Raw genomic sequence first — 18,374 nt, forward strand, 5'->3', positions numbered from 1 at the left:
GGAGACAGATAATAAAAAGCCTTTAGGATTTTTGTTTACAAAAAACAAGCTAAGTATGGAAAATGGCTAAGTCGGTTATGTCTATTGACAGATGCATTGCCCAGGTGGTGAAATTGGTAGACACGCTGGATTTAGGATCCAGTGCTTTCGGGCATGTAGGTTCAAGTCCTATCCTGGGCATCTCCTTATTCTAAGCTTTCTTTAAATTCCCCATAAAATTTGTCATTCATAGTAAAATAAAAGCTAAGGGTTAGATTTTTTAGAGATCTTTATTATGAAGAAAGTCATAACACTGTCTGTTATATTTTCCGCAACATGCTGTGTACAAACATTAAACGCTTTAAATGTAGTCGCTGTACCTTTATTAGAGCCTTCACAGAAAGTGGAAGTCCGACCTGTAGTTGGTCTTCAATTTGAAGAACATCAGGGGACTGTGCCTTATAGTTTTTATTATCCCTATGACTATGGTTACTATTATCCAGACACTTATGGCTATACTAAGAATGCGGGTCAAGAGAATCGTGGATGCTATACCCGATTTGAAGATGGGACAATTTTCTATGAATGTGATTAAAGATTTCTCGGGTGGTAGGATAGGAACTTCTCTACCAGAGCATCTGCAGCTACATGGGTATAAATCTCTGTAGAAGCTATGCGCGCGTGCCCTAACATTTCTTGAATTACTCTTAAATCTGCCTTGTTATCGAGTAGATGTGTTGCGAAAGCGTGTCGTAATGAATGAGGGGACGTTGGCTTTGGGGTAACTAACTTTGCATAGTTATGGATACGACGCCATACAGATGAGCGTTCTAGTCTTTGCCCTCTAATTGATAAGAACAGATGGTCTTCCCGGGGATTTTTTTTTTGGTGACGGTCTCGGAATCGATAAAGATAAGCATCGATAGCGTCTCTTGCTCTAGAACCCAGAGGAATCAGTCGAGTTTTAGAACCTTTTCCCGTGACTCGAATACAATCGTCACTGACGTGACCTAAACGGAGATCACAAAGTTCAGAAACTCGGATACCTGTCGAATATAGTGTATGGAGAATTGCTGTGTCACGGGAAGCAATTTGTGGAGGATTTTTGTCAAGTTGCTGAGGAACAGCAAGTAGGGCATCGACTTCTTGAGGAGTGAGTACTGAAGGGAGGCGTTTCCATATCTTAGGGTGTTCGATGATTGGGGGATAAGAAAGCAGTTGCTGATCTTTTAAAAAAAGAAAAAATACTTTTAAAGCAATGAGCCTACGGGCTAAGGTGGTTTCTGCCTCTTTGCGCTTGTAAAGCTCTTCTGAAAAGATATAAACACTGTTTTGTGAGATATCTTCAGGAGATTGAATAGCACTTATTGAAAGGAAGGAAGAGATATCTTGACGGTAAGCTGCTACAGATTGTTTGCAAAGGCCACGATCTACAGATAAAAACAAAGAGAACTGTTCCAAAATCGTTTGCTGAAACTGGTTCAAGGGCACGGACACTCAGTAATAAATTTAATTTTAGTATAGGGAGCAGAGCAATTTTCACGCTACTGAGAGAAGAAGAATGGAAAGAAAAAATTTTTTAGATTGCAATTCAACAAAAATTCTGCAGGAGTTTGCTTTAAATCCTATAGATTTAACGTCTCCAGGATTGCTCTCTGAAGACAGAATTAAAAAATTTGCTTTGCTAGAGGAAGGATTTACCTTTAGCTTTGCTACAGAACGTGTGGATGATGCGGTACTTGCTGCCTTGACTTCATTAGCGGAAGAAAGGGGATTGTATCATTCTATGTTGGGGATGCAACAGGGAGAGGTCGTGAATTATATTGAAGGATTCCCGAGCGAAATGCGACCTGCATTGCATACCGCAACTCGTGCATGGGTAACAGAACGCTCCTTTACAGGACAAGCTGAAGATATTGCAGTACAATCTCGATTAGAGGCGCAACGTCTTAAAGATTTTTTAGAGAAGGTCCGGGATCAATTCACTACTATAGTACAGATAGGAATCGGAGGATCTGAATTAGGTCCTAAAGCACTATATCGGGCACTACGTGCTTATTGTCCCACAGATAAGATTGTACACTTTATCTCTAACATTGATCCCGACAACGTTGCTGAAGTTTTAAATACCATAGATTATACTAAGACTCTAGTAGTTGTAGTATCAAAATCAGGAACTACAATAGAGACAGCGGTTAACGAGGCCTTTTTTGCAGAATCTTTTTCTCAAAAGGGATTGCTATCAAAAGATCATTTCATAGCAGTTACCTGTAAAGACAGTCCTATGGATGATACCAGTAGGTATTTTGAAGTATTTCATCTTTGGGATAGCATCGGAGGGCGTTTTTCTTCTACTTCTATGGTTGGTGGCGTTCTCTTAGGATTTGCTTATGGGTTTCAGGTTTTCTTCCAATTACTTCAAGGTGCTTCAGCCATGGATCAGATAGCTTTGAAATCTAACGCTCTAGAGAACCTGCCTATGCTTTCTGCTTTACTCAGCATTTGGAATCGCAATTTTCTAGGCTACTCTACAGCAGCTATTATTCCTTATTCTTCCGGTTTAGAGTTTTTCCCAGAGCATTTGCAACAGTGTTGTATGGAATCTAATGGGAAAAGCATCACTCAGAATGGTAGCAGAGTCCAATTTTCTACAAGTCCTGTTATTTGGGGTGAGCCAGGGACTAATGCACAACATTCTTTTTTCCAATGTCTTCATCAAGGTACGGATATTGTCCCTATAGAGTTTATAGGTTTTGAAAAAAGCCAGGGGGGTAAAGACATCTTCTTTCAGGGAAGTAATTCATCAGAAAAACTCTTTGCTAACATGATCGCTCAGACGATTGCTTTAGCTTGTGGTTCTGAAAATCCTAATCCAAATAGACAGTTCGACGGGAACCGTCCTTCTTCGGTTTTAGTTTTTAATCAGCTGAATCCCTACACTCTTGGGCAATTGCTCTCTTATTATGAGAACAAAATCGCTTTTCAAGGATTTTGTTGGGGGATTAATTCTTTTGATCAGGAAGGAGTTTCATTAGGTAAGACGTTAGCGAACCGTGTATTGGATCTGATTCAAAGTGGAGATACTTCTAGTTTCCCTGAAGCCGCAAATCTGTTAAAACTTTTTAACGTCAAGTTTAAGTAAAGACGCTTTTGTAGCCTACTATAGATTCCTTGTAAACAGGAAAGAGAGGGCTTTTCCTAAGGTCCTTTATTCTCCGTTATGTTACAATGACTAACGCGCTTTGGACCAAAAGTTGTGTGTGGGGGACGAAATGTTTTTCAATTCAGTATGTTCTCGTGGATTTCTAGATATCCATGGTATCTTACCGTCGCGCAAGGGTAACCAAGTAGTTAAATCAACAACTGGTGTCTGGATCGGATCTCAAGGCGCGATGTTCTACAGTATTGTTTGATAATTTTCAATAAGTTCACTGAGTCTCTTGAGTCCTATGTCCTCTGTTTCTTTAAGCTCTTTGAGTGTTAATGACGACCAAAAAAACTCTCTACCCTCTCAAAGAGTCGTAATAAAACCTCCATCTCTCTTTGTTAAAGTTGCCATCCCAGTCTTGGCACTTACCACGCTTTTAGGAGCTGCTTTGTTGGTAGGTGCTGCTTTAGGAATTTTCCCTAGTTTAATTTTTAGTATTATAGGTTTACTCTCACTAGTCGCAGGTCTTCTTGGTTTAATGATTTTTACTTTGTGGTTTGTTTCTTTTAAGCTACAAAGATCGGATCAGATTGATAATTTCCTTACCAAGCAAGATCAAGACCAGTTACGTATTAGAGAGCTACAAATTGAAAATAATGAGCTTGAACAGAAATGTGCATGTTTAGTTCAAGAAAATGAGAAGCTCCAGTATTCAAACTATCAGCAGCAATTCGGTTCGGAATCGAAATATATTGCAATTCTTGAGACTAGAAACTCTGAACTTAAAAGTCAGCTCGACGAGCTAACTAAAACTTACGAGAACCAAGCCTCTAAGTTGTTAGATTTACAGGATAAGAATACACGTCTTCAAGCTATGTATGAAGATTTAAGCAACCAAAATTTAGAGCTGCAAAAGCAACTCATAATGTTTAAAAGTGAAAATCTTCTTTTTCAAGATGAGCATCGGGAACTATCTAAGCAATTGCAGATATATAAACAACAATTTTCTCTTGCTAGTTTAGAAGCCTGGAAAGAAGATGTTCAATGTATCATAAACCAGAATTCCTTTCTAAAAGCTGCGTATAAAAACGAGATTAGCAATCTTCCTTTGGAGCAACAACGCCTATTTTTATATCCAAAGGGGTTCAGATTATTAGTAGACCGTATGGCTCCTCAGTCTCGTTTTTTTCAGATTCCAAAATATGAGTATAATTGTAGGAATGGAGATCTTCAGGAGAGAAGAGCTGCAATGCATAATCGCTTAGTAAAAGAATTCCTTACTTCTATGTTGGGGGCTTGTACTTACGAAGAAATAGAACAAATCTGTGTAAGAGCCGAAGAACTTTCAAAGACTGCTTCACCGGATAAACAACAAAATTACAATTTATTAAGGTCAGAGTTTCCAAGTCTTCTTGTGGCAGAGAGTTTATGGGTAGAATGGTGTGACTATGTTTATCCTTATCTTCGACCGTTTCTTTCTTTAGATTATTGTAAACATTTATTTTTGGAGCTTTTTCATCAACTACATCAAGATCTTATTGTGTCTGGATCCTCAGAAGATAAAGCTTTAGTTCGTCTTTTCTGCCACTACAATGGTCATATTCCATTGGTACTGGCTTCATTCAGCCTCCCACCATCTGCGGGTTCTGTGTTTGCGTTCACATTGAGACAGGAGCTATTGCTTTGGAGTGATCTTGAGTTTATGGCTCGCACCTATCTTAGAAATACATTTACAGTCACTCAGGAATGGACAGGATCTATTGAATCGGTCCTTTCTTATCACGAGCGCTGTACTGCTACAGCAGATATGAGTAGACAAGCTGCATTAGCAATTCTGCATAGGGGTCTCCAAGAGGAAGAAGAGGCAGTTATTTCTGATGAACCTGAAACTCTGGATTCTAGTTGGACGTGGAAAGAACCCCCTTCCTAGTTCTAAAGAAGACTTCTTGATTATCTCTAAAGTGGATAAAACTCTTAGAAGGACTAAGAGTAGGTCAGCTGAAGAATTTTATAAGAATTCTTTGGAAAAGTTAGTTTCAGACTAAGTTTCGGTTATGTTTTGCTTTGACTTTAGAATTACCTCATCAAGACTCTAGTGTATAGAAATACAAAAGCTTAGATATTTAAAATTTGTATTTAGACAAAGACTTTTTTTTCAATATCTTGTTTTGTTTCTACCTAAAGATTATAGTGATTTTTTTTAAGGGGGTGCTTATGGCATTCAATGAGATCGTTCGTGTTGCTGTTACTGGGGGCACGGGGCAGATTGCTTATAGTTTTTTATTCGCCTTAGCTCATGGAGATGTTTTTGGTTTAAATCATCCTATAGATTTACGGATTTATGATTTGCCAGGGACAGAACGAGCTCTTTCGGGAGTCCGTATGGAGCTTGATGACAGTGCTTATCCTTTATTACATCATCTAAGGGTGACGACATCATTAAATGATGCCTTTGATGGTATTGATGCTGCCTTTCTTATAGGTGCTGTACCTCGTGGACCTGGTATGGAAAGGGGGGATCTTTTAAAACAAAACGGGGAGATCTTTTCACTACAAGGAGCAGCTTTAAATACAGCAGCAAAAAGGGATGCTAAGGTTTTTGTTGTAGGAAACCCTGTGAATACAAATTGTTGGATTGCTATGAAGCATGCCCCGAAATTACATCGAAAAAATTTTCACGCAATGTTGCGATTGGATCAGAATCGTATGCATAGTATGCTTGCCCATCGTGCAGAAGTCCCTTTAGAAGAAGTTTCACAAGTCGTTATTTGGGGAAACCACTCAGCGAAGCAGGTTCCTGATTTCATACAAGCACGTATTTCTGGAAAGCCTGCTGCAGAAGTAATTGGCGACAGGGATTGGTTGGAAAATATTTTAATACATTCTGTGCAAAATCGTGGTAGCGCTGTAATTGAAGCTAGAGGAAAATCTTCGGCAGCCTCCGCATCTCGAGCACTTGCAGAGGCTGCGCGATCTATTTTTTGTCCTAAAGAAAATGAGTGGTTTTGTTCTGGTGTTTGCTCAGATTATAATCCCTATGGTATACCTGAGGACTTGATTTTTGGTTTTCCATGCCGTATGTTAGCTTCTGGCGATTACGAAATCATTCCTGGATTGCCTTGGGATCCTTTTATTAGAAATAAAATTCAAATATCTTTGGATGAAATTGCTCAAGAAAGAGCTAGCGTGTCTTCATTATAAGCACGATGTTGTAGGAGTAATTATGACACAATCATTCGACGAATTAAGTCAAAATGCCTTTAAAAATATTTTTAGCAAGCAAAGGTTTTTATTTATTTTTTCCAGCTTATGTTGCTTTGGTTTTATTTTTGCATTGTTTTTGAAACTCTGTTCTCGGTTAGCCCCCGGTATTTCTTTATCTACGGTAGGTTTAGGAGCTTTTTTCTGTGCCTTTAGTATAATTTGTGCTTCTGCTGTTATTGTACAATTTTTATTGTATAAGGAGCTAGAAGGAGAGAATAGCAAGATTTCTTTTGCTGTTAAAAAAACGTGGTCTTCTTTATGGTTATCTCTCCTTGTGTCAATGCCATTTTTCATTGGTATGATCCTTGTTGTTACCCTAATCATGCTCTCTTCATTTTTAGGATCTCTGCCTTGGGTGGGTAAACTACTTCATACATTGTTGATTTTCATTCCTTATCTATCCGCGACAGCATTGATTTTACTTTTTCTAGGTGCTTTCGCTTGTTTGTTTTTCTGTATTCCTGCCCTCCAGAATCAAGAAGAATTCGACTACATGAAGTTATTGCGGTGTTTTGAGGGTAATGTGCTCCGTCAATTTATTGGAGTAATCATTGCTTTAGTTCCCTTGGGCCTATCCAGTTGGTTGGCTTTGGATTCTTTCTATTTAATGACTCATCTTGTGGGAATTGCAGATATACACACCTGGTCGTTTCTAGCTCAGGTTTTCGTCCTTATTATTCCTATTGCTTTGATTTTAACTCCTGCTGTTGCTTTCTTTTTTAATTTCTCGTTTGGATTTTATATTGCAAAGCAGCAGGCAAAAAGAACTCTTGTTAAGGATTAAACAGAAATTCTTTAGCTACATAAGCTGTAGATTTACGCAGGACAGCTTGTGCAAGCATGTCTCCTGTAATACCGTGGTATAACAGTCCTTTTGATCCTAACCCCCCCAAAAACCAAAGTTTTTCGCTAATTCTAGAAATTATGGGAAGACGCGAATTGCTAGATGAGCGTATCCCTCCATAGCAGTTTAAAATTTCCGCATTTTTAAGACCTGGAAATAGAGAAAGTACTGGAGGCATAATTTCTTGATAGGCAATGGTCAGATCTGGGGTCTCTTCAGGCTGGTTGTGTTCGAACGTAGCTCCTAAAATACATGTGTTTTTTTCTGTGTTGGCAACTATATATTTATGGGCATTTATACTGAATAAAGGTATTGCAAGATCTTTAGGCCAACGGATTTCTAATAATTGTCCTTTTACTTTATTTATTGGCAAATCTTTAAGTTCAGGAAGGATAGAGGCATTGGCTCCAGGAGTCACTATGATTTGGTCGTAGAACTCTTGAATATCAGCGAGATCCTCAATCAGTTCATCATAGAATTGTGTTCCAAGCTTAACACAAGCATTCCATAGTCCTGTAATATAAAGATCGTTATTTATGGTAACACCATTTTTTATGAACAGAGCTCCTAGATTTTGAGGAATAACCATGCTCGGCACGGAGATTTCGCAGCGTGCTTTTTCCCACCACTCGACTTCATTAGGAAACTCCTCGACCCGTTTTATAAATAGTTGTGCCTGATCGTCGTCAGCTGCTGGCCTTAGGATCCCCTGAGAAAGGACGATAGGTAGGTTTAGAGCTTTGCTAGCTTCTGTGATTAGGCTATGGGTCGTGTTAATTCCTTGATCTGCGAGGGGGGGTTTGATAGCCTTCTTTCCTGTAAAAGGATGAAGTAATCCTGAGGACATTCCAGAAGCGCCTTCTCCTAAGGGAACAGGGTCAAAGAGATCAATGGTTGCTGTCCCTTGAGTATGGAGAAGAAGATGCCAGGTTACAGAGAGTCCTGCATATCCTGCTCCTAAAACGGCTATACGCATAAATTATACCTTGAGTCAAGTTTCCTTACATATAGATATTGCCTTGAGGATAAGAAAATAAGAGATAAAAGAACAGAGGGGAATCTCTCTGATTCAGAGATAATCTAAAAGATAAAAATCTTCTTATGCGTATAGCCGTCTCATCCTTATTAGGGTGAATTTTTTATAGACTAGAGAATTTTAGTAAGAAAATTCCACGGCATGATCTGCCGTGGAAAAAGTTAAAGTTTAATTCTCCCTGTTGAGAATAAGAAGATCGCTGTTAAAGCAAGAAGACCAATTAAGGTCATCTCTATGACCTCTTTTTTAGCAAAAAATGTTTTATTATTTTTTTTCTTTTTTCCCGCATCTATGTAAAAGGGTATACCGAGAGCAAGAAGGACTAGAGCCATAAAGAGGTATTTTAGGCCTCCAGCATAAATGAGCCACAGGGAATAAACAATTCCTAATATTCCTGTTAGCATTGCTAATGGAGCTTTGATAGATCCTTTCTTAGGGTATGCCTTGCTTTTGCTAAATTTAAAGAGAAAGGCAGCACTTGCTAGATAGGCAGGAAGGACCATGACACCAGTGATGCTAAGCATAGTGTTCCAAGCATTGGAAGAGAAGTACACGAGAAGCATGGTTAGTTGCATCACAGAGCTCGTAATATATAGAGAGACACTTGGTGACTTCTCTTTATTTTCTACAGTAAAGATTTCAGGAAACGTGCCATTTTTAGCTGCTGAGAAAGGTATCTCTGCAACGATCATCGTCCAAGATAACCAGCTAGATAAGATAGCAATGATGAGCCCGACATTCATAAGAACTTCTCCCCATTTTCCTACAAGGATATCAAGGACACCGGCTGTGGAAGGGTTAGGGATTTTCTCTAATTGGTGCTGAAAGAGTGATCCAAAAGGAAGTAAAGAAAGTAGGATATAGATTAAAAGGCAGCCTAAAAATCCTAAAACTGTAGCTTTTCCTACAGATGATGGATTTTTTGCTCGCCCTGACATAACGACAGCTCCTTCAATTCCTATGAAAGCCCATAAAGTTACAAGCATAGTGCCTTTAAGTTGGGATCCTACAGATCCTAAAGCAGGTTGAACTGCTGTTGCAGTATGTCCCCAAAAATCTGTTTTAAATACAGTAAGTTTAAAGACGAATGCAGTAATAATGATAAAGATAATTAAAGGAATGATTTTAAATATCGTTCCGATAATATTAATTACTGAGGCTTGACGGATACCTTTAAGAACCACAAAATTGAATACCCAAATTAAGATGGAGCCTCCTAAAATTGCAGGCAGGGTATTCCCTCCTTGAAAATAGGGAGGAAAGAAGTAATTTAAAGCATCCATGGTAATTACAGCATACCCTACGTTTCCGAAGATTTGGCATAACCAGTATCCCCAGCCAATCGTAAATCCTATGTAAGGACCAAAACCCTCTCTACTGTACATGTAGATTCCTGCAGTAAGATCAGGGCGCACTGTAGATAAAATTCTAAAAGTATTCGCGATAAAGAACATGCCAAAGCCAGTGAGTATCCAGGATAAGATAACAGCACCAGCTCCTGCTGTAGCTGCCATATTTTGGGGAAGGCTAAAGATCCCTCCCCCAATCATGGAGCTAACTACCATACCCGCAAGGGCTATGGTCCCTAAATTTTTTGCGGATTTAGTCCTTGAGGTCATGACAGTCTCCTTAGTTTACCTTTACTGGTTCAGCATTTTCAAAATTTAGGAATCCTAGAGCGGTTAGGCAGAAACCAAATTTTTGTTTGATGTTGATGTAGTTATGAAAGTATTGAAACTCACTATGTTTTGCTACAGAGCGTAGATCAAGTTCGTGTTGCAGAGATTTTTTCAACCACATTTTGGCATGAGTTTCTGCAATTTCATCATTTATCCATGTAGGGAAGAATTCCACATATTCTGCTGCCCATCCGCCAATGAGCTCACCGTTTTTATCTTTACCCCAACAGATGCCAATTCCTGTAGCGATAGCATGGTTCCCTTCAGATATAGCAGCTCCACGACCTGCCATGATAACTTCAAGAACGGCCCCATGTTTAAAGGATTTTACACAGGTATCCACAGGAACAATATTTCCAAAGAGCTCTTTAGGAAGTACTGATGTATAGGGTACGATATTAAAGTTTTCGATTTTTGCTTGTAGAAGAGCAGAGTCATAGCAGAAAGTTTCAAAGGGTTGCGGAGGCATGCCGTCATCGGATTCACCGATGCCCCCTGTATGAAATGCTAGCGTGGGATAACGAGTTCCGTAAGCCATAATTTACTCCTGAATAATAAATATGTTGTTATAAGGAAAGATTTGCACGTAGACCATACACTTGCGAGGTCCTTCTTTCTGGACGCAAGGCTGGATGGAGGTAGAGTTGAAAGTCTGGTGTCAAAGATATGTAAGGACCAAAACCAATACTGGCGAAGGCTTCCAATACAGATTCGTAGCGTCGAATTTTATTTACATTGGAAATAGCTTTAACATTTGTTTTATTCCAAGCAAACCCTACACCAAGAAGATCTTGAGAATGTCGATGTAAAGGGTTTTCAGATACAAGACCTAGAACATAGGAGCGATTTATAGAGAATGCTGTTCCCGTCGCACCATTAACTCTGCCGAATAAGTAGAGTTTTTCATGAACATGTTGTGCTGCGTTTAACGACCATCCTGTAACTTGGGAATTTTGTTCAGGAACTTTACGGGTATTATAGATTAAGACGGAATATTGCCCACTTCCACAAGAGAGCTTAGGAGACCAAGAGGCATAACCATAAAAATTATATTTGCTTTTTGTCAGATTATAAATTGAGAAGTTAGTTCCATTGATATTATACGCATCTTGGAAGCCTATTTGAATATTGATTTCAGGATTTGGATTGCATTGGAGGTAAGCGCCCGGGCTACCTAAGGAGTACGTGGCACTGGCATTTTGTGATAGGGCATAACTAATAAATCCAGAGTATTGATCGTTGTCGTACAAGGTGCCGTCTATAGCGTATAGGCTATACTGTCCTATAGCTAGAGTTAGAAATTCTCCAGGGAATGTTTGGGAGAACATAAGTTGTGCTAGGTTATTTTCTCTATTGAAGTAATCATTTATACCGCCAGCAAGTCCCATTGCTTGGTTAGCATCAAGACCATTGGTCTGCCAGTAACGTATGAGCGTGTAGCTAAAGTCTATAGTCCCTTTGCCTGCGGTCGGAGAATCATAGAGGGTCCAAGTTAGGCTTGGGCTGAAGTAGAATTGCCATGCAGGTATTTCCTGAGATTGAGTTCCTCCGATAGCTGCATGAGGATAAAACCATTGGGGAAGAATGCTGAAATCTAAGGATATCTGAGTATTAGTTGCTTTTTCTACAGATGTAAATAGACTGGATATAGAAATTCCGTCTTTCCAAGGGTCAGAACACAAGATATTAGTAAGAGGAGAGAGAATTCCTTTGTTTATAGGAATTTCAGAATTAGTATTTTCGTTTATAGACCTAGGCTGCTTTTTGTAGATCCTTGTTTTGTAGCGATGGTAGTGGTCGGTGTTTTCTTTACGAGTTTCCGCATACGAATGGATTCCAAAAGCGCAGAGTCCCGAAAGTAAAAGAAAACGAAAGGATATCATGAATTCCCCGCAGAAGAAGGCTTTGTATGTTTTTTTTGACTCTAAAAAAAAGAATTGTTTTTATGTACTAAAAATTTTTCTGATAAGAATCAGTGATACGAAATTCAACCTCTCCAAGACAAAAATAGATGGAGGGTTATAAGTTGTTCGTTGTTCTAAGATTTTTATATTGCTAAAAAAGAAGGGTTAGACAGCCAGCATATTTGAAAAAGTTTTAGATGAACTATTATTTATCCATTCGGTGACGTAGAAGGAGAGCAGCAGCCTCATTGCTGAGTAGTTTTCTAGAATAATTATACTGTACTTGTGCAATGTTATCGAAGTAAACAGGGGGCAAGACTTGAGCTGCTTTATAAGTGATTCCAAAATAGGCAATGCCATATTTTTTACACAAATCTCCTATACGTAGGATATTTTCTTTTTCATTATCTATATAGATAATTTTACTTGGTAGAGGGGTGAAGCTTTGCAGGAAAAGATCAAGAGCGGGTCCTTTATGAGATTCTTCACCAAAAAGAATGCCAGACGTATAGAGAAGATTTTTTGGTAAAGGAAGTTGGGGTTGCGGGGCTGTTGCTGTTAAGGAGACATTAAGAGTCCCCAGTTGTTTTAAAGTAGTCTCTTTAGATTTTTTAAGACGTTCTGTATAGGCAAAGGCAACTTTACCTTGTTTTTGAATTTTCTCAATAAGTAAAAAAATCGAGGATTCTATAGGTTTTACTGTTCCCATTTCTTGAACCTCAAGCCAGAAAGGAAAAACAGCTTCCCAAGCTTCTTGTTGTGAAATGCCTTTTTTTTGTAATCCCTCTATAGTTTTATTCTTCCATGTAGAATGAGAAAGAGCCTCTCCTCCTTCGAGAATAGTATCATCAAGGTCAAGAATCAACCAGAACTCTTCTTCTTCATAAAGGATATCCCCAGCAACTTCATGAATAGACTTTACCTCAGCATAACGACAAGATGCATTAAGTGAAAAGGAACACAATAAAAAAGTAAGAAACAACCAGGTTTTCATGATCTACCTTAAAATCTTTTGATTTAAGATAGATTAAGAAAAGTATTTTTTACACTTTTGCTAGGTAGTTTTTTACATAGTTTCGAAAAAAATCGCAGTTTTTTGAATTTAAGGCATTAGGAATCCAAAGAGCGAATTGAAGCAGGGCTTGTTCTATAAACATCTCATACCCATGAATAACAAAAGAGCCTTTTTTCTTGGCATGTTGGAGATATAGAGAGGGATAGGGCTTGGTATTGATATCCATAACAATAGGAGGGAATATCCATGGGAAGATAACTTCAGGAGGGAGACAGTTGATGATTATATCAGCAGTATTGAAGTTGAGCAGGGAATCTAGGGTATGGGCTCGGCCTTTACACAAAGCCGCTAAAACCTTTCCTGAAGCTACAGTTCTGTTGAAGATATGGATATCAGCGCCTTGGGTTGCTAATACTGAAGCAATTGCCTTAGCAGATCCTCCAGCCCCTACAATGGCAATTTGTTTTTTATCAACAGATATGTTCTTACGTTTTAGAAGTTGAAAAACTCCTTCACCGTCTGTATTGTATCCTATAATTTTTTGGTTCTGAAAGACGAGAGTGTTTATTGCCTTACAAAGACTTGCGGATTCATGGAGATAATCTACATAGGGTAGAATAGCAGTTTTTAGTGGCATGGTAACACTAAGACCAGAGAAGGGAAGATCTCGAATTAGGGAGAAAAACGTATCAACTTCATTTAGGGCAACAGGAATTTTGATATATGTAGCATTGAGAGAAAGTCTAGAAAATAAAAAGTTATGAGTGATATTACTGATACTATTAGTTATAGGATTTCCGATCAATCCGTAAATATTTAATGTTTCAGAAAGCTGTGAGTAGTTGTAAGATAGTAGTTCTTCTAGTTTAGGTTGCCCTTCGACTGCTTGAGGAGCACAGATAGCAGCAGCGTAATTTATAGCATTCCCTATGAATGGGGAGAGAATTCTCGATGGTAGCCCGTATGTTCCAAGACCTAGAACAGTAGACTTCTTGCAAAAAGAACGCGCCTTTTTTATATAATTTAAAGCTTCGCTAGAGTTTAGTGGAGAGACTACTATTTTGTATATCTCAGCAGGAGTTAGGAGCATCTCATTATAGATTGCTTTCAGGTCTTCATTTTTATCTGTATGGTAGGAAAGGATTAGTTTGATTCTCGGGTTTCTCATGAGGATAGCTTTAAGAGTAGCCTTAGGGAAACTGAGATCAATATCTATCCACTTGGGAGAAAACTTTGTTAGAGAGTGTATTTTCTTGATCCACTGTGCTCTGGACATATCCTGGCGTTTCCTGAAGGTTAGGATAGGTTCTTTTGCCATGGCCATTAGAGTCATAAGTTCATGGTCATGAAGCTGATCTATAAGGTCTATTCGTAGTTCTATAATGTCTACGAGATGTAGGGAATTTAAAATTTGTTGTTGAGCATCAACAAATGAGGGACCGCTAACCGTGGCACATAGCATGACACTCGCTCCATAGAATATCGTAAAGAATTTCCATATTTGGAGATGAACAATAAGTACCATTAAAAGGAGCAGCACGACCTAGATGTTCTATCATGATCATTTTTAGTTCATGTTTGGAGAAATTCTTTTTATCGTATCCTAAAGTATAGATAATATTTTCAGGGTTGTAGAGGCTATCATGAAGGTGTTCCGGGACGATATGTTTCAATTCCTTAAGTGTTGATGGAAGCTCGAATCTTTTAAGAAGTTTTTCGAGCTGGTCTATGAGTTGCGGATTTTGCATAACTCCTTCGGCGAGTGATACTTTGGTTTCTATCATCATGCCAACACTCACAGCTTGCCCATGGTTGATAGTTCCTTTAGAAAGAGTTTCTATAGCATGAGCTATAGAATGGCCAAAGTTTAGGATTTTTCTGATATGTAGGTCATAAGGATCGTCAGCAACAATAGCAGCTTTAATTTGGCAGTTCCTTTTGATGAATTCATAGAGGATTTGCGGTGACGAAAATAGCATTTTACTATGACTATTTAAAAATTCCCATAGGTAAGCATCAGCAATAAAAGCGTGTTTTATTGCTTCTGCAATGCCGTAGTGCCATTGTTCTCGGGGCAATGTAGAGAGGAACTCTGGACACATCCATACTTCTTTTGGTAAATAGAACGTTCCCAATCGATTTTTAATCCCCAACAAGTTAATACCATTTTTCCCTCCAATGCTGGCATCTATCATGGCAGTTATCGTTGTAGGAATTAGATAGAGAGGTAGACCCCTACAATACGTAGCAGCTAGGAATCCTGTCATATCTAAGACAATGCCACCTCCAATACCAATAATCGAAGATTTCGGAGTGATATTTTGATCTACAAGCTGGTATTGTAGAGAAATAAATGTTTCCCAGGTTTTATTAGGTTCCCCGCTAGGAAAGGTTAGAACAACGACTTGGTATCCTAAAGCTTTAATATGATCTAAAATACGCGAGAGCACGTATTGCTGGGTTAGTTCATCTGTAATAATGACTAGGGGATATGTTGTGGGTATGGACGAAAATAACTTCTTTTGGAAGAAGTTCGATACCAACTTTATAGTATGGGGAGTAGTAATTATTGTCTCAGATATCATAATTTAGAGCACCGTTGGTATAATAGAAGATCAGCAAGAACAAGGTTAATCATAGCTTCAACAACAGGAACTGCACGTATAGCTACACAAGGATCATGACGTCCTGCTTCAGACGTCGTATAGTTGGCTGCTTTTTTAGTTTTTGTTACTGTGGCACAGGGTCGTTTTATAGAGGACGTTGGCTTGAATGCTACGCGTCCTTCTAAAGGCACTCCTAGGGTTATTCCTCCCAGGGTGCCTCCACAATTATTGGATTTCAAGGTGATATTTCCTTCCTCTATAACAAAGGGATCTATGTATTGAGAACCCCGCATTTGAGCAGAGAAGAATCCCTTCCCTATTTCAAATCCTTTAGCAGCAGGAATACTCATCAAAGCATTTGCTAATAGAGCCTGAGTTTTTCCGAAAAGAGGCTCTCCAAGAAATTCGTGTATTGGAGATGTTATAAAAGAAATGACACCTCCTAAGGAATCACCATCTTTTTCTATAGAGGTAAGAATTTCTTCAATTTTTTCTTCGGGTAAAGGAGAATAGAATCTGGAGGAGCGAATGTCGTGTATGATTTGTGGAGATATCTTAAGGTAGTCTGGCAGACTTAATGATGCTAAAGAGGATAAGTAGGCTAAAGTAAAAATATTTTGATGAGCAAGCAATTTCTCAGCAACTACACCAGCAGCAACGCGGCATGCTGTTTCTCGAGCAGAGGCTCGACCCCCTCCGTTAGGATCTACAATTCCAAACTTTTTTTCATAACTATACTGTGAATGACCGGGGCGATAAATTCCTACATTTTGTTCGTAAGGGGAACTATCAATATCAGTATTGAAGATTTGAAGTGATAAAGGAGCTCCTGTAGTTTTTCCTTTAAAAACTCCAGAAAGGATGTGAACGATATCTTCTTCTTTTCGACGCGAGGTTGCTGGGTTTCCTGGGCGTCGACGTGTCATTGCTGGAATGAAGTCTGATTGCTGAAGATCAAGTCCTGCGGGGCAGCCATCAATGACCACCCCAATAGAAGGACCATGGGATTCTCCCCACGTCGTAATAGAAAAAAGGGAACCAAAACTATTTTTCATGCTTTTAATAAGTTAAGGAGCTCCTGACAAGCTTGCTCTAATGAATTTTCAGAAGTATAATCTACGTGATCCACAGGGAAAATATAGTCAGCAAGTTGTTGCATGCGATTTGTACGCTCAGTTAAAATCTCAATTAAAGGTTTTGTTTTTGTAGCTTCTTTCAGACGTTCTGGTAGACCTCTTTTCTCGAGTCTTTGACAAACTAAAGTCAAGTGAAGGGATAGAAATACAAGAGGCCCTTTATTTTTAATGGCTTGACAAGAGTGTTCATACATTAAAGTTCCTCCGCCAAGAGAAAGCACTCCTTCTTCTAAGGATATAGATTTAAGAATCTCTGCTTCACAGTGGCTGAAGCCAAGATCTCCGTAAGCTTTGTAGATCTCAGTAGACGTAGAGTATAGCCCTTTGCTATAGTTGCTTACAACTAAATCATCAAGATCGTAAAAAGCCACTTGCAGCGATTTAGCCAAAGCTTTTCCCAATGATGATTTTCCGCTTGTCGGTAGACCGCATAGAATAATTTTCATAGTACTCCTTAATATTAGCTTTCAATGACTTTAAAATGTGAATGAAATTAGGAAAAGTTTTTTTAACACATTCCGTATTATGAATATAACTATCACCAGAAGCATTTAAAGCTGCTATGGTTAATGCCATTGCGATTCTATGATCATCATGGGAGTTGAGAACAGCCCCGTAAAGGGGACTTGGATTAATAAGTAGACCATCATGAGTAGGCTGTATACAAGCTCCCATTTTTTGTAATTCTGCAGTGATTGTAAGAATACGATCCGATTCTTTATTTTTGGCGCTTTGTGCATTATAGAGATACGAGGGTGAATTTGCAAAACAACAAAGAACTGTGAGAATAGGCAGAGCATCGATACATTTATCCATGTCGATGGAACTACCAGAAAATAACGAAGGAGAGACTATGATGCCCTTGTTATCATAGTCTACAGAAGCTCCTAAACTTTTTATTAGAGAAAAGAAGACTTTGTCTCCTTGTATATCTAGAATATCTAAGTTAAGAAGGTTGGTAGGATAGGATACTTTTGAGAGTAGAGCAGCCGCAGCAATGAAAGCTGCACTACTAAAGTCTCCCGAGACATGATAAGAAAACCCTTGGGGGCGAGAGCTTCCTGGGAAAGAGTAAGTGGTATCGGAACAAGAATAAGGAAGATGCAGTTTGTCTAACCACCAGAGACTAAGATCAAACCAAGGTCGTTCTTTAGGGTCAATGATAGTGAAGGAAGAAGGACCTTCGGCTAGAGAACATGCGATTGCTAGTCCTGATGCAAATTGTGAGTCACTACCCTCGACATCACTGTAGGCAGAGCGCAGGGGTCCTGATAACTTGAAAGGTAGAATATTTTTTCCTGAGGGCAATTGAAAAGAAGCTCCAAAGTTAGTTAATGCTTGAATCAGGGGAGTCATAGGACGTCGCTGTAACTGCTCGGATCCTGTAATAGTAACTTCTTTTGAAAAGACAGAGGCAAGAGCTGTCATAAAGCGCAGGGTGATGCCAGAATTTCCAGCATCTACGAGTGTGTGTTGTGGAAATTTTGCTAAGGGATTGCCGACAATTTCTAACATTTTAGGGAACTTTTTTATAGAAGCACCCATTTGTTTACAGGCATAAATCATAGTTGCGGTATCAGGAGAATCTAAATAATTATGAATTATAGACTTTCCTTCAGCAACTGAAGCCCATAAAATAGCTCTTAAAGTATGGGATTTTGAAGGAGGAATGACAGCATTCCCATACACGGAAGAAGGTGAAACTTTATAAGTAAGCATTTCTAAGCAAACTTATCTTTTTTTTAGGATAATTTGCCCGAATT

General features: G+C 38.9%; 17 protein-coding genes and 1 tRNA gene. 7 read left to right on the forward strand and 11 right to left on the reverse strand.

Annotation, left to right across the window (positions count from 1 at the left end; genetic code table 11):
- The first annotated feature begins 98 nt into the window (after positions 1-98).
- Positions 99-180 (forward strand) — tRNA-Leu (locus tag C834KP_RS04975).
- Positions 181-274: 94 nt separating this feature from the next.
- Entirely contained in the window at positions 275-574 is a 300-nt protein-coding gene (locus C834KP_RS04980; RefSeq protein ID WP_108897056.1) for a hypothetical protein, read from the forward strand.
- Here C834KP_RS04980 and C834KP_RS04985 read toward each other — a convergent pair.
- Entirely contained in the window at positions 571-1,470 is a 900-nt protein-coding gene (locus tag C834KP_RS04985; protein WP_420808676.1) for a site-specific tyrosine recombinase XerD, read from the reverse strand. The genes C834KP_RS04980 and C834KP_RS04985 overlap by 4 nt on opposite strands.
- A gap of 70 nt (positions 1,471-1,540) precedes the next feature.
- Here C834KP_RS04985 and C834KP_RS04990 point away from each other — a divergent pair, with 70 nt between their 5' ends.
- The 5 genes from C834KP_RS04990 to C834KP_RS05010 all read left to right on the forward strand — a co-directional run bounded on the left by C834KP_RS04990 (position 1,541) and on the right by C834KP_RS05010 (position 7,175).
- Positions 1,541-3,121 carry a glucose-6-phosphate isomerase gene (locus C834KP_RS04990; RefSeq protein ID WP_108897058.1) on the forward strand — a complete coding sequence of 527 codons (1,581 nt, stop codon included), beginning with the start codon at positions 1,541-1,543 and terminating at the stop codon, positions 3,119-3,121.
- A 130-nt stretch (positions 3,122-3,251) separates the two neighbouring features.
- On the forward strand, positions 3,252-3,392 hold the full coding sequence (gene ltuA / locus C834KP_RS04995) for a protein LtuA (RefSeq protein WP_108897158.1): 141 nt from the start codon (positions 3,252-3,254) through the stop codon (positions 3,390-3,392).
- A gap of 36 nt (positions 3,393-3,428) precedes the next feature.
- Positions 3,429-5,057 carry a coiled-coil domain-containing protein gene (locus tag C834KP_RS05000; RefSeq protein WP_108897059.1) on the forward strand — a complete coding sequence of 543 codons (1,629 nt, stop codon included), beginning with the start codon at positions 3,429-3,431 and terminating at the stop codon, positions 5,055-5,057.
- 284 nt (positions 5,058-5,341) lie between these two features.
- On the forward strand, positions 5,342-6,328 hold the full coding sequence (locus tag C834KP_RS05005; protein WP_108897060.1) for a malate dehydrogenase: 987 nt from the start codon (positions 5,342-5,344) through the stop codon (positions 6,326-6,328).
- A 22-nt stretch (positions 6,329-6,350) separates the two neighbouring features.
- Entirely contained in the window at positions 6,351-7,175 is an 825-nt protein-coding gene (locus C834KP_RS05010) for a hypothetical protein (protein WP_162295482.1), read from the forward strand.
- Here the strand turns inward: C834KP_RS05010 and C834KP_RS05015 are convergent.
- The 10 genes from C834KP_RS05015 to aroA all read right to left on the reverse strand — a co-directional run bounded on the left by C834KP_RS05015 (position 7,165) and on the right by aroA (position 18,330).
- Complete coding sequence (locus C834KP_RS05015; protein ID WP_108897062.1) at positions 7,165-8,211, reverse strand: NAD(P)/FAD-dependent oxidoreductase; 1,047 nt, start codon at positions 8,209-8,211, stop codon at positions 7,165-7,167. The two genes, C834KP_RS05010 and C834KP_RS05015, sit on opposite strands and share 11 nt — an antisense overlap.
- Before the next feature lie 221 nt (positions 8,212-8,432).
- Entirely contained in the window at positions 8,433-9,890 is a 1,458-nt protein-coding gene (aaxC, locus tag C834KP_RS05020) for an arginine/agmatine antiporter AaxC (RefSeq protein ID WP_108897063.1), read from the reverse strand.
- A gap of 10 nt (positions 9,891-9,900) precedes the next feature.
- Entirely contained in the window at positions 9,901-10,488 is a 588-nt protein-coding gene (gene aaxB, locus C834KP_RS05025) for a pyruvoyl-dependent arginine decarboxylase AaxB (RefSeq protein ID WP_108897064.1), read from the reverse strand.
- 28 nt (positions 10,489-10,516) lie between these two features.
- Positions 10,517-11,833 (reverse strand): porin AaxA, encoded by a 1,317-nt coding sequence (aaxA, locus tag C834KP_RS05030; RefSeq protein WP_108897065.1) that lies wholly within the window; start codon positions 11,831-11,833, stop codon positions 10,517-10,519.
- Between the two features lie 226 nt (positions 11,834-12,059).
- Positions 12,060-12,848, reverse strand: a complete 789-nt coding sequence (locus C834KP_RS05035; protein ID WP_108897066.1) for a DUF2608 domain-containing protein — start codon at positions 12,846-12,848, stop codon at positions 12,060-12,062.
- Positions 12,849-12,897: 49 nt separating this feature from the next.
- Positions 12,898-14,331, reverse strand: coding sequence for a bifunctional 3-dehydroquinate dehydratase/shikimate dehydrogenase (locus tag C834KP_RS05040; RefSeq protein WP_108897067.1), 1,434 nt, complete (start codon positions 14,329-14,331; stop codon positions 12,898-12,900).
- The gene (gene aroB / locus C834KP_RS05045; protein ID WP_108897068.1) at positions 14,312-15,454 is read right to left on the reverse strand and encodes a 3-dehydroquinate synthase; all 1,143 of its coding nucleotides are present in this window, start codon (positions 15,452-15,454) and stop codon (positions 14,312-14,314) included. Before aroB ends, C834KP_RS05040 begins: the two co-directional genes overlap by 20 nt.
- Complete coding sequence (gene aroC / locus C834KP_RS05050; protein WP_108897069.1) at positions 15,451-16,530, reverse strand: chorismate synthase; 1,080 nt, start codon at positions 16,528-16,530, stop codon at positions 15,451-15,453. Before aroC ends, aroB begins: the two co-directional genes overlap by 4 nt.
- Positions 16,527-17,057 (reverse strand): shikimate kinase, encoded by a 531-nt coding sequence (locus C834KP_RS05055; RefSeq protein ID WP_108897070.1) that lies wholly within the window; start codon positions 17,055-17,057, stop codon positions 16,527-16,529. The genes aroC and C834KP_RS05055 overlap by 4 nt, the downstream gene beginning before the upstream one ends.
- The gene (gene aroA, locus C834KP_RS05060; protein WP_108897071.1) at positions 16,993-18,330 is read right to left on the reverse strand and encodes a 3-phosphoshikimate 1-carboxyvinyltransferase; all 1,338 of its coding nucleotides are present in this window, start codon (positions 18,328-18,330) and stop codon (positions 16,993-16,995) included. The genes C834KP_RS05055 and aroA overlap by 65 nt, the downstream gene beginning before the upstream one ends.
- Positions 18,331-18,374 lie beyond the last annotated feature (44 nt).

It is taken from the genome of Chlamydia serpentis (genome assembly GCF_900239945.1).
GTDB lineage: Bacteria > Chlamydiota > Chlamydiia > Chlamydiales > Chlamydiaceae > Chlamydia > Chlamydia serpentis.

Excerpts from the sequence above, each read along its gene's own strand:
- C834KP_RS04980 (WP_108897056.1), top strand. The coding sequence starts at position 275 with ATGAAGAAAGTCATAACACTGTCTGTTATATTTTCCGCAACATGCTGT.
- C834KP_RS04990 (WP_108897058.1), top strand. The coding sequence starts at position 1,541 with ATGGAAAGAAAAAATTTTTTAGATTGCAATTCAACAAAAATTCTGCAG.
- ltuA (WP_108897158.1), top strand. The coding sequence starts at position 3,252 with ATGTTTTTCAATTCAGTATGTTCTCGTGGATTTCTAGATATCCATGGT.
- C834KP_RS05000 (WP_108897059.1), top strand. The coding sequence starts at position 3,429 with ATGTCCTCTGTTTCTTTAAGCTCTTTGAGTGTTAATGACGACCAAAAA.
- C834KP_RS05005 (WP_108897060.1), top strand. The coding sequence starts at position 5,342 with ATGGCATTCAATGAGATCGTTCGTGTTGCTGTTACTGGGGGCACGGGG.
- C834KP_RS05010 (WP_162295482.1), top strand. The coding sequence starts at position 6,351 with ATGACACAATCATTCGACGAATTAAGTCAAAATGCCTTTAAAAATATT.
- C834KP_RS05015 (WP_108897062.1), bottom strand. The coding sequence starts at position 8,211 with ATGCGTATAGCCGTTTTAGGAGCAGGATATGCAGGACTCTCTGTAACC.
- aaxC (WP_108897063.1), bottom strand. The coding sequence starts at position 9,890 with ATGACCTCAAGGACTAAATCCGCAAAAAATTTAGGGACCATAGCCCTT.
- aaxB (WP_108897064.1), bottom strand. The coding sequence starts at position 10,488 with ATGGCTTACGGAACTCGTTATCCCACGCTAGCATTTCATACAGGGGGC.
- aaxA (WP_108897065.1), bottom strand. The coding sequence starts at position 11,833 with ATGATATCCTTTCGTTTTCTTTTACTTTCGGGACTCTGCGCTTTTGGA.
- C834KP_RS05035 (WP_108897066.1), bottom strand. The coding sequence starts at position 12,848 with ATGAAAACCTGGTTGTTTCTTACTTTTTTATTGTGTTCCTTTTCACTT.
- C834KP_RS05040 (WP_108897067.1), bottom strand. The coding sequence starts at position 14,331 with ATGCTATGTGCCACGGTTAGCGGTCCCTCATTTGTTGATGCTCAACAA.
- aroB (WP_108897068.1), bottom strand. The coding sequence starts at position 15,454 with ATGATATCTGAGACAATAATTACTACTCCCCATACTATAAAGTTGGTA.
- aroC (WP_108897069.1), bottom strand. The coding sequence starts at position 16,530 with ATGAAAAATAGTTTTGGTTCCCTTTTTTCTATTACGACGTGGGGAGAA.
- C834KP_RS05055 (WP_108897070.1), bottom strand. The coding sequence starts at position 17,057 with ATGAAAATTATTCTATGCGGTCTACCGACAAGCGGAAAATCATCATTG.
- aroA (WP_108897071.1), bottom strand. The coding sequence starts at position 18,330 with ATGCTTACTTATAAAGTTTCACCTTCTTCCGTGTATGGGAATGCTGTC.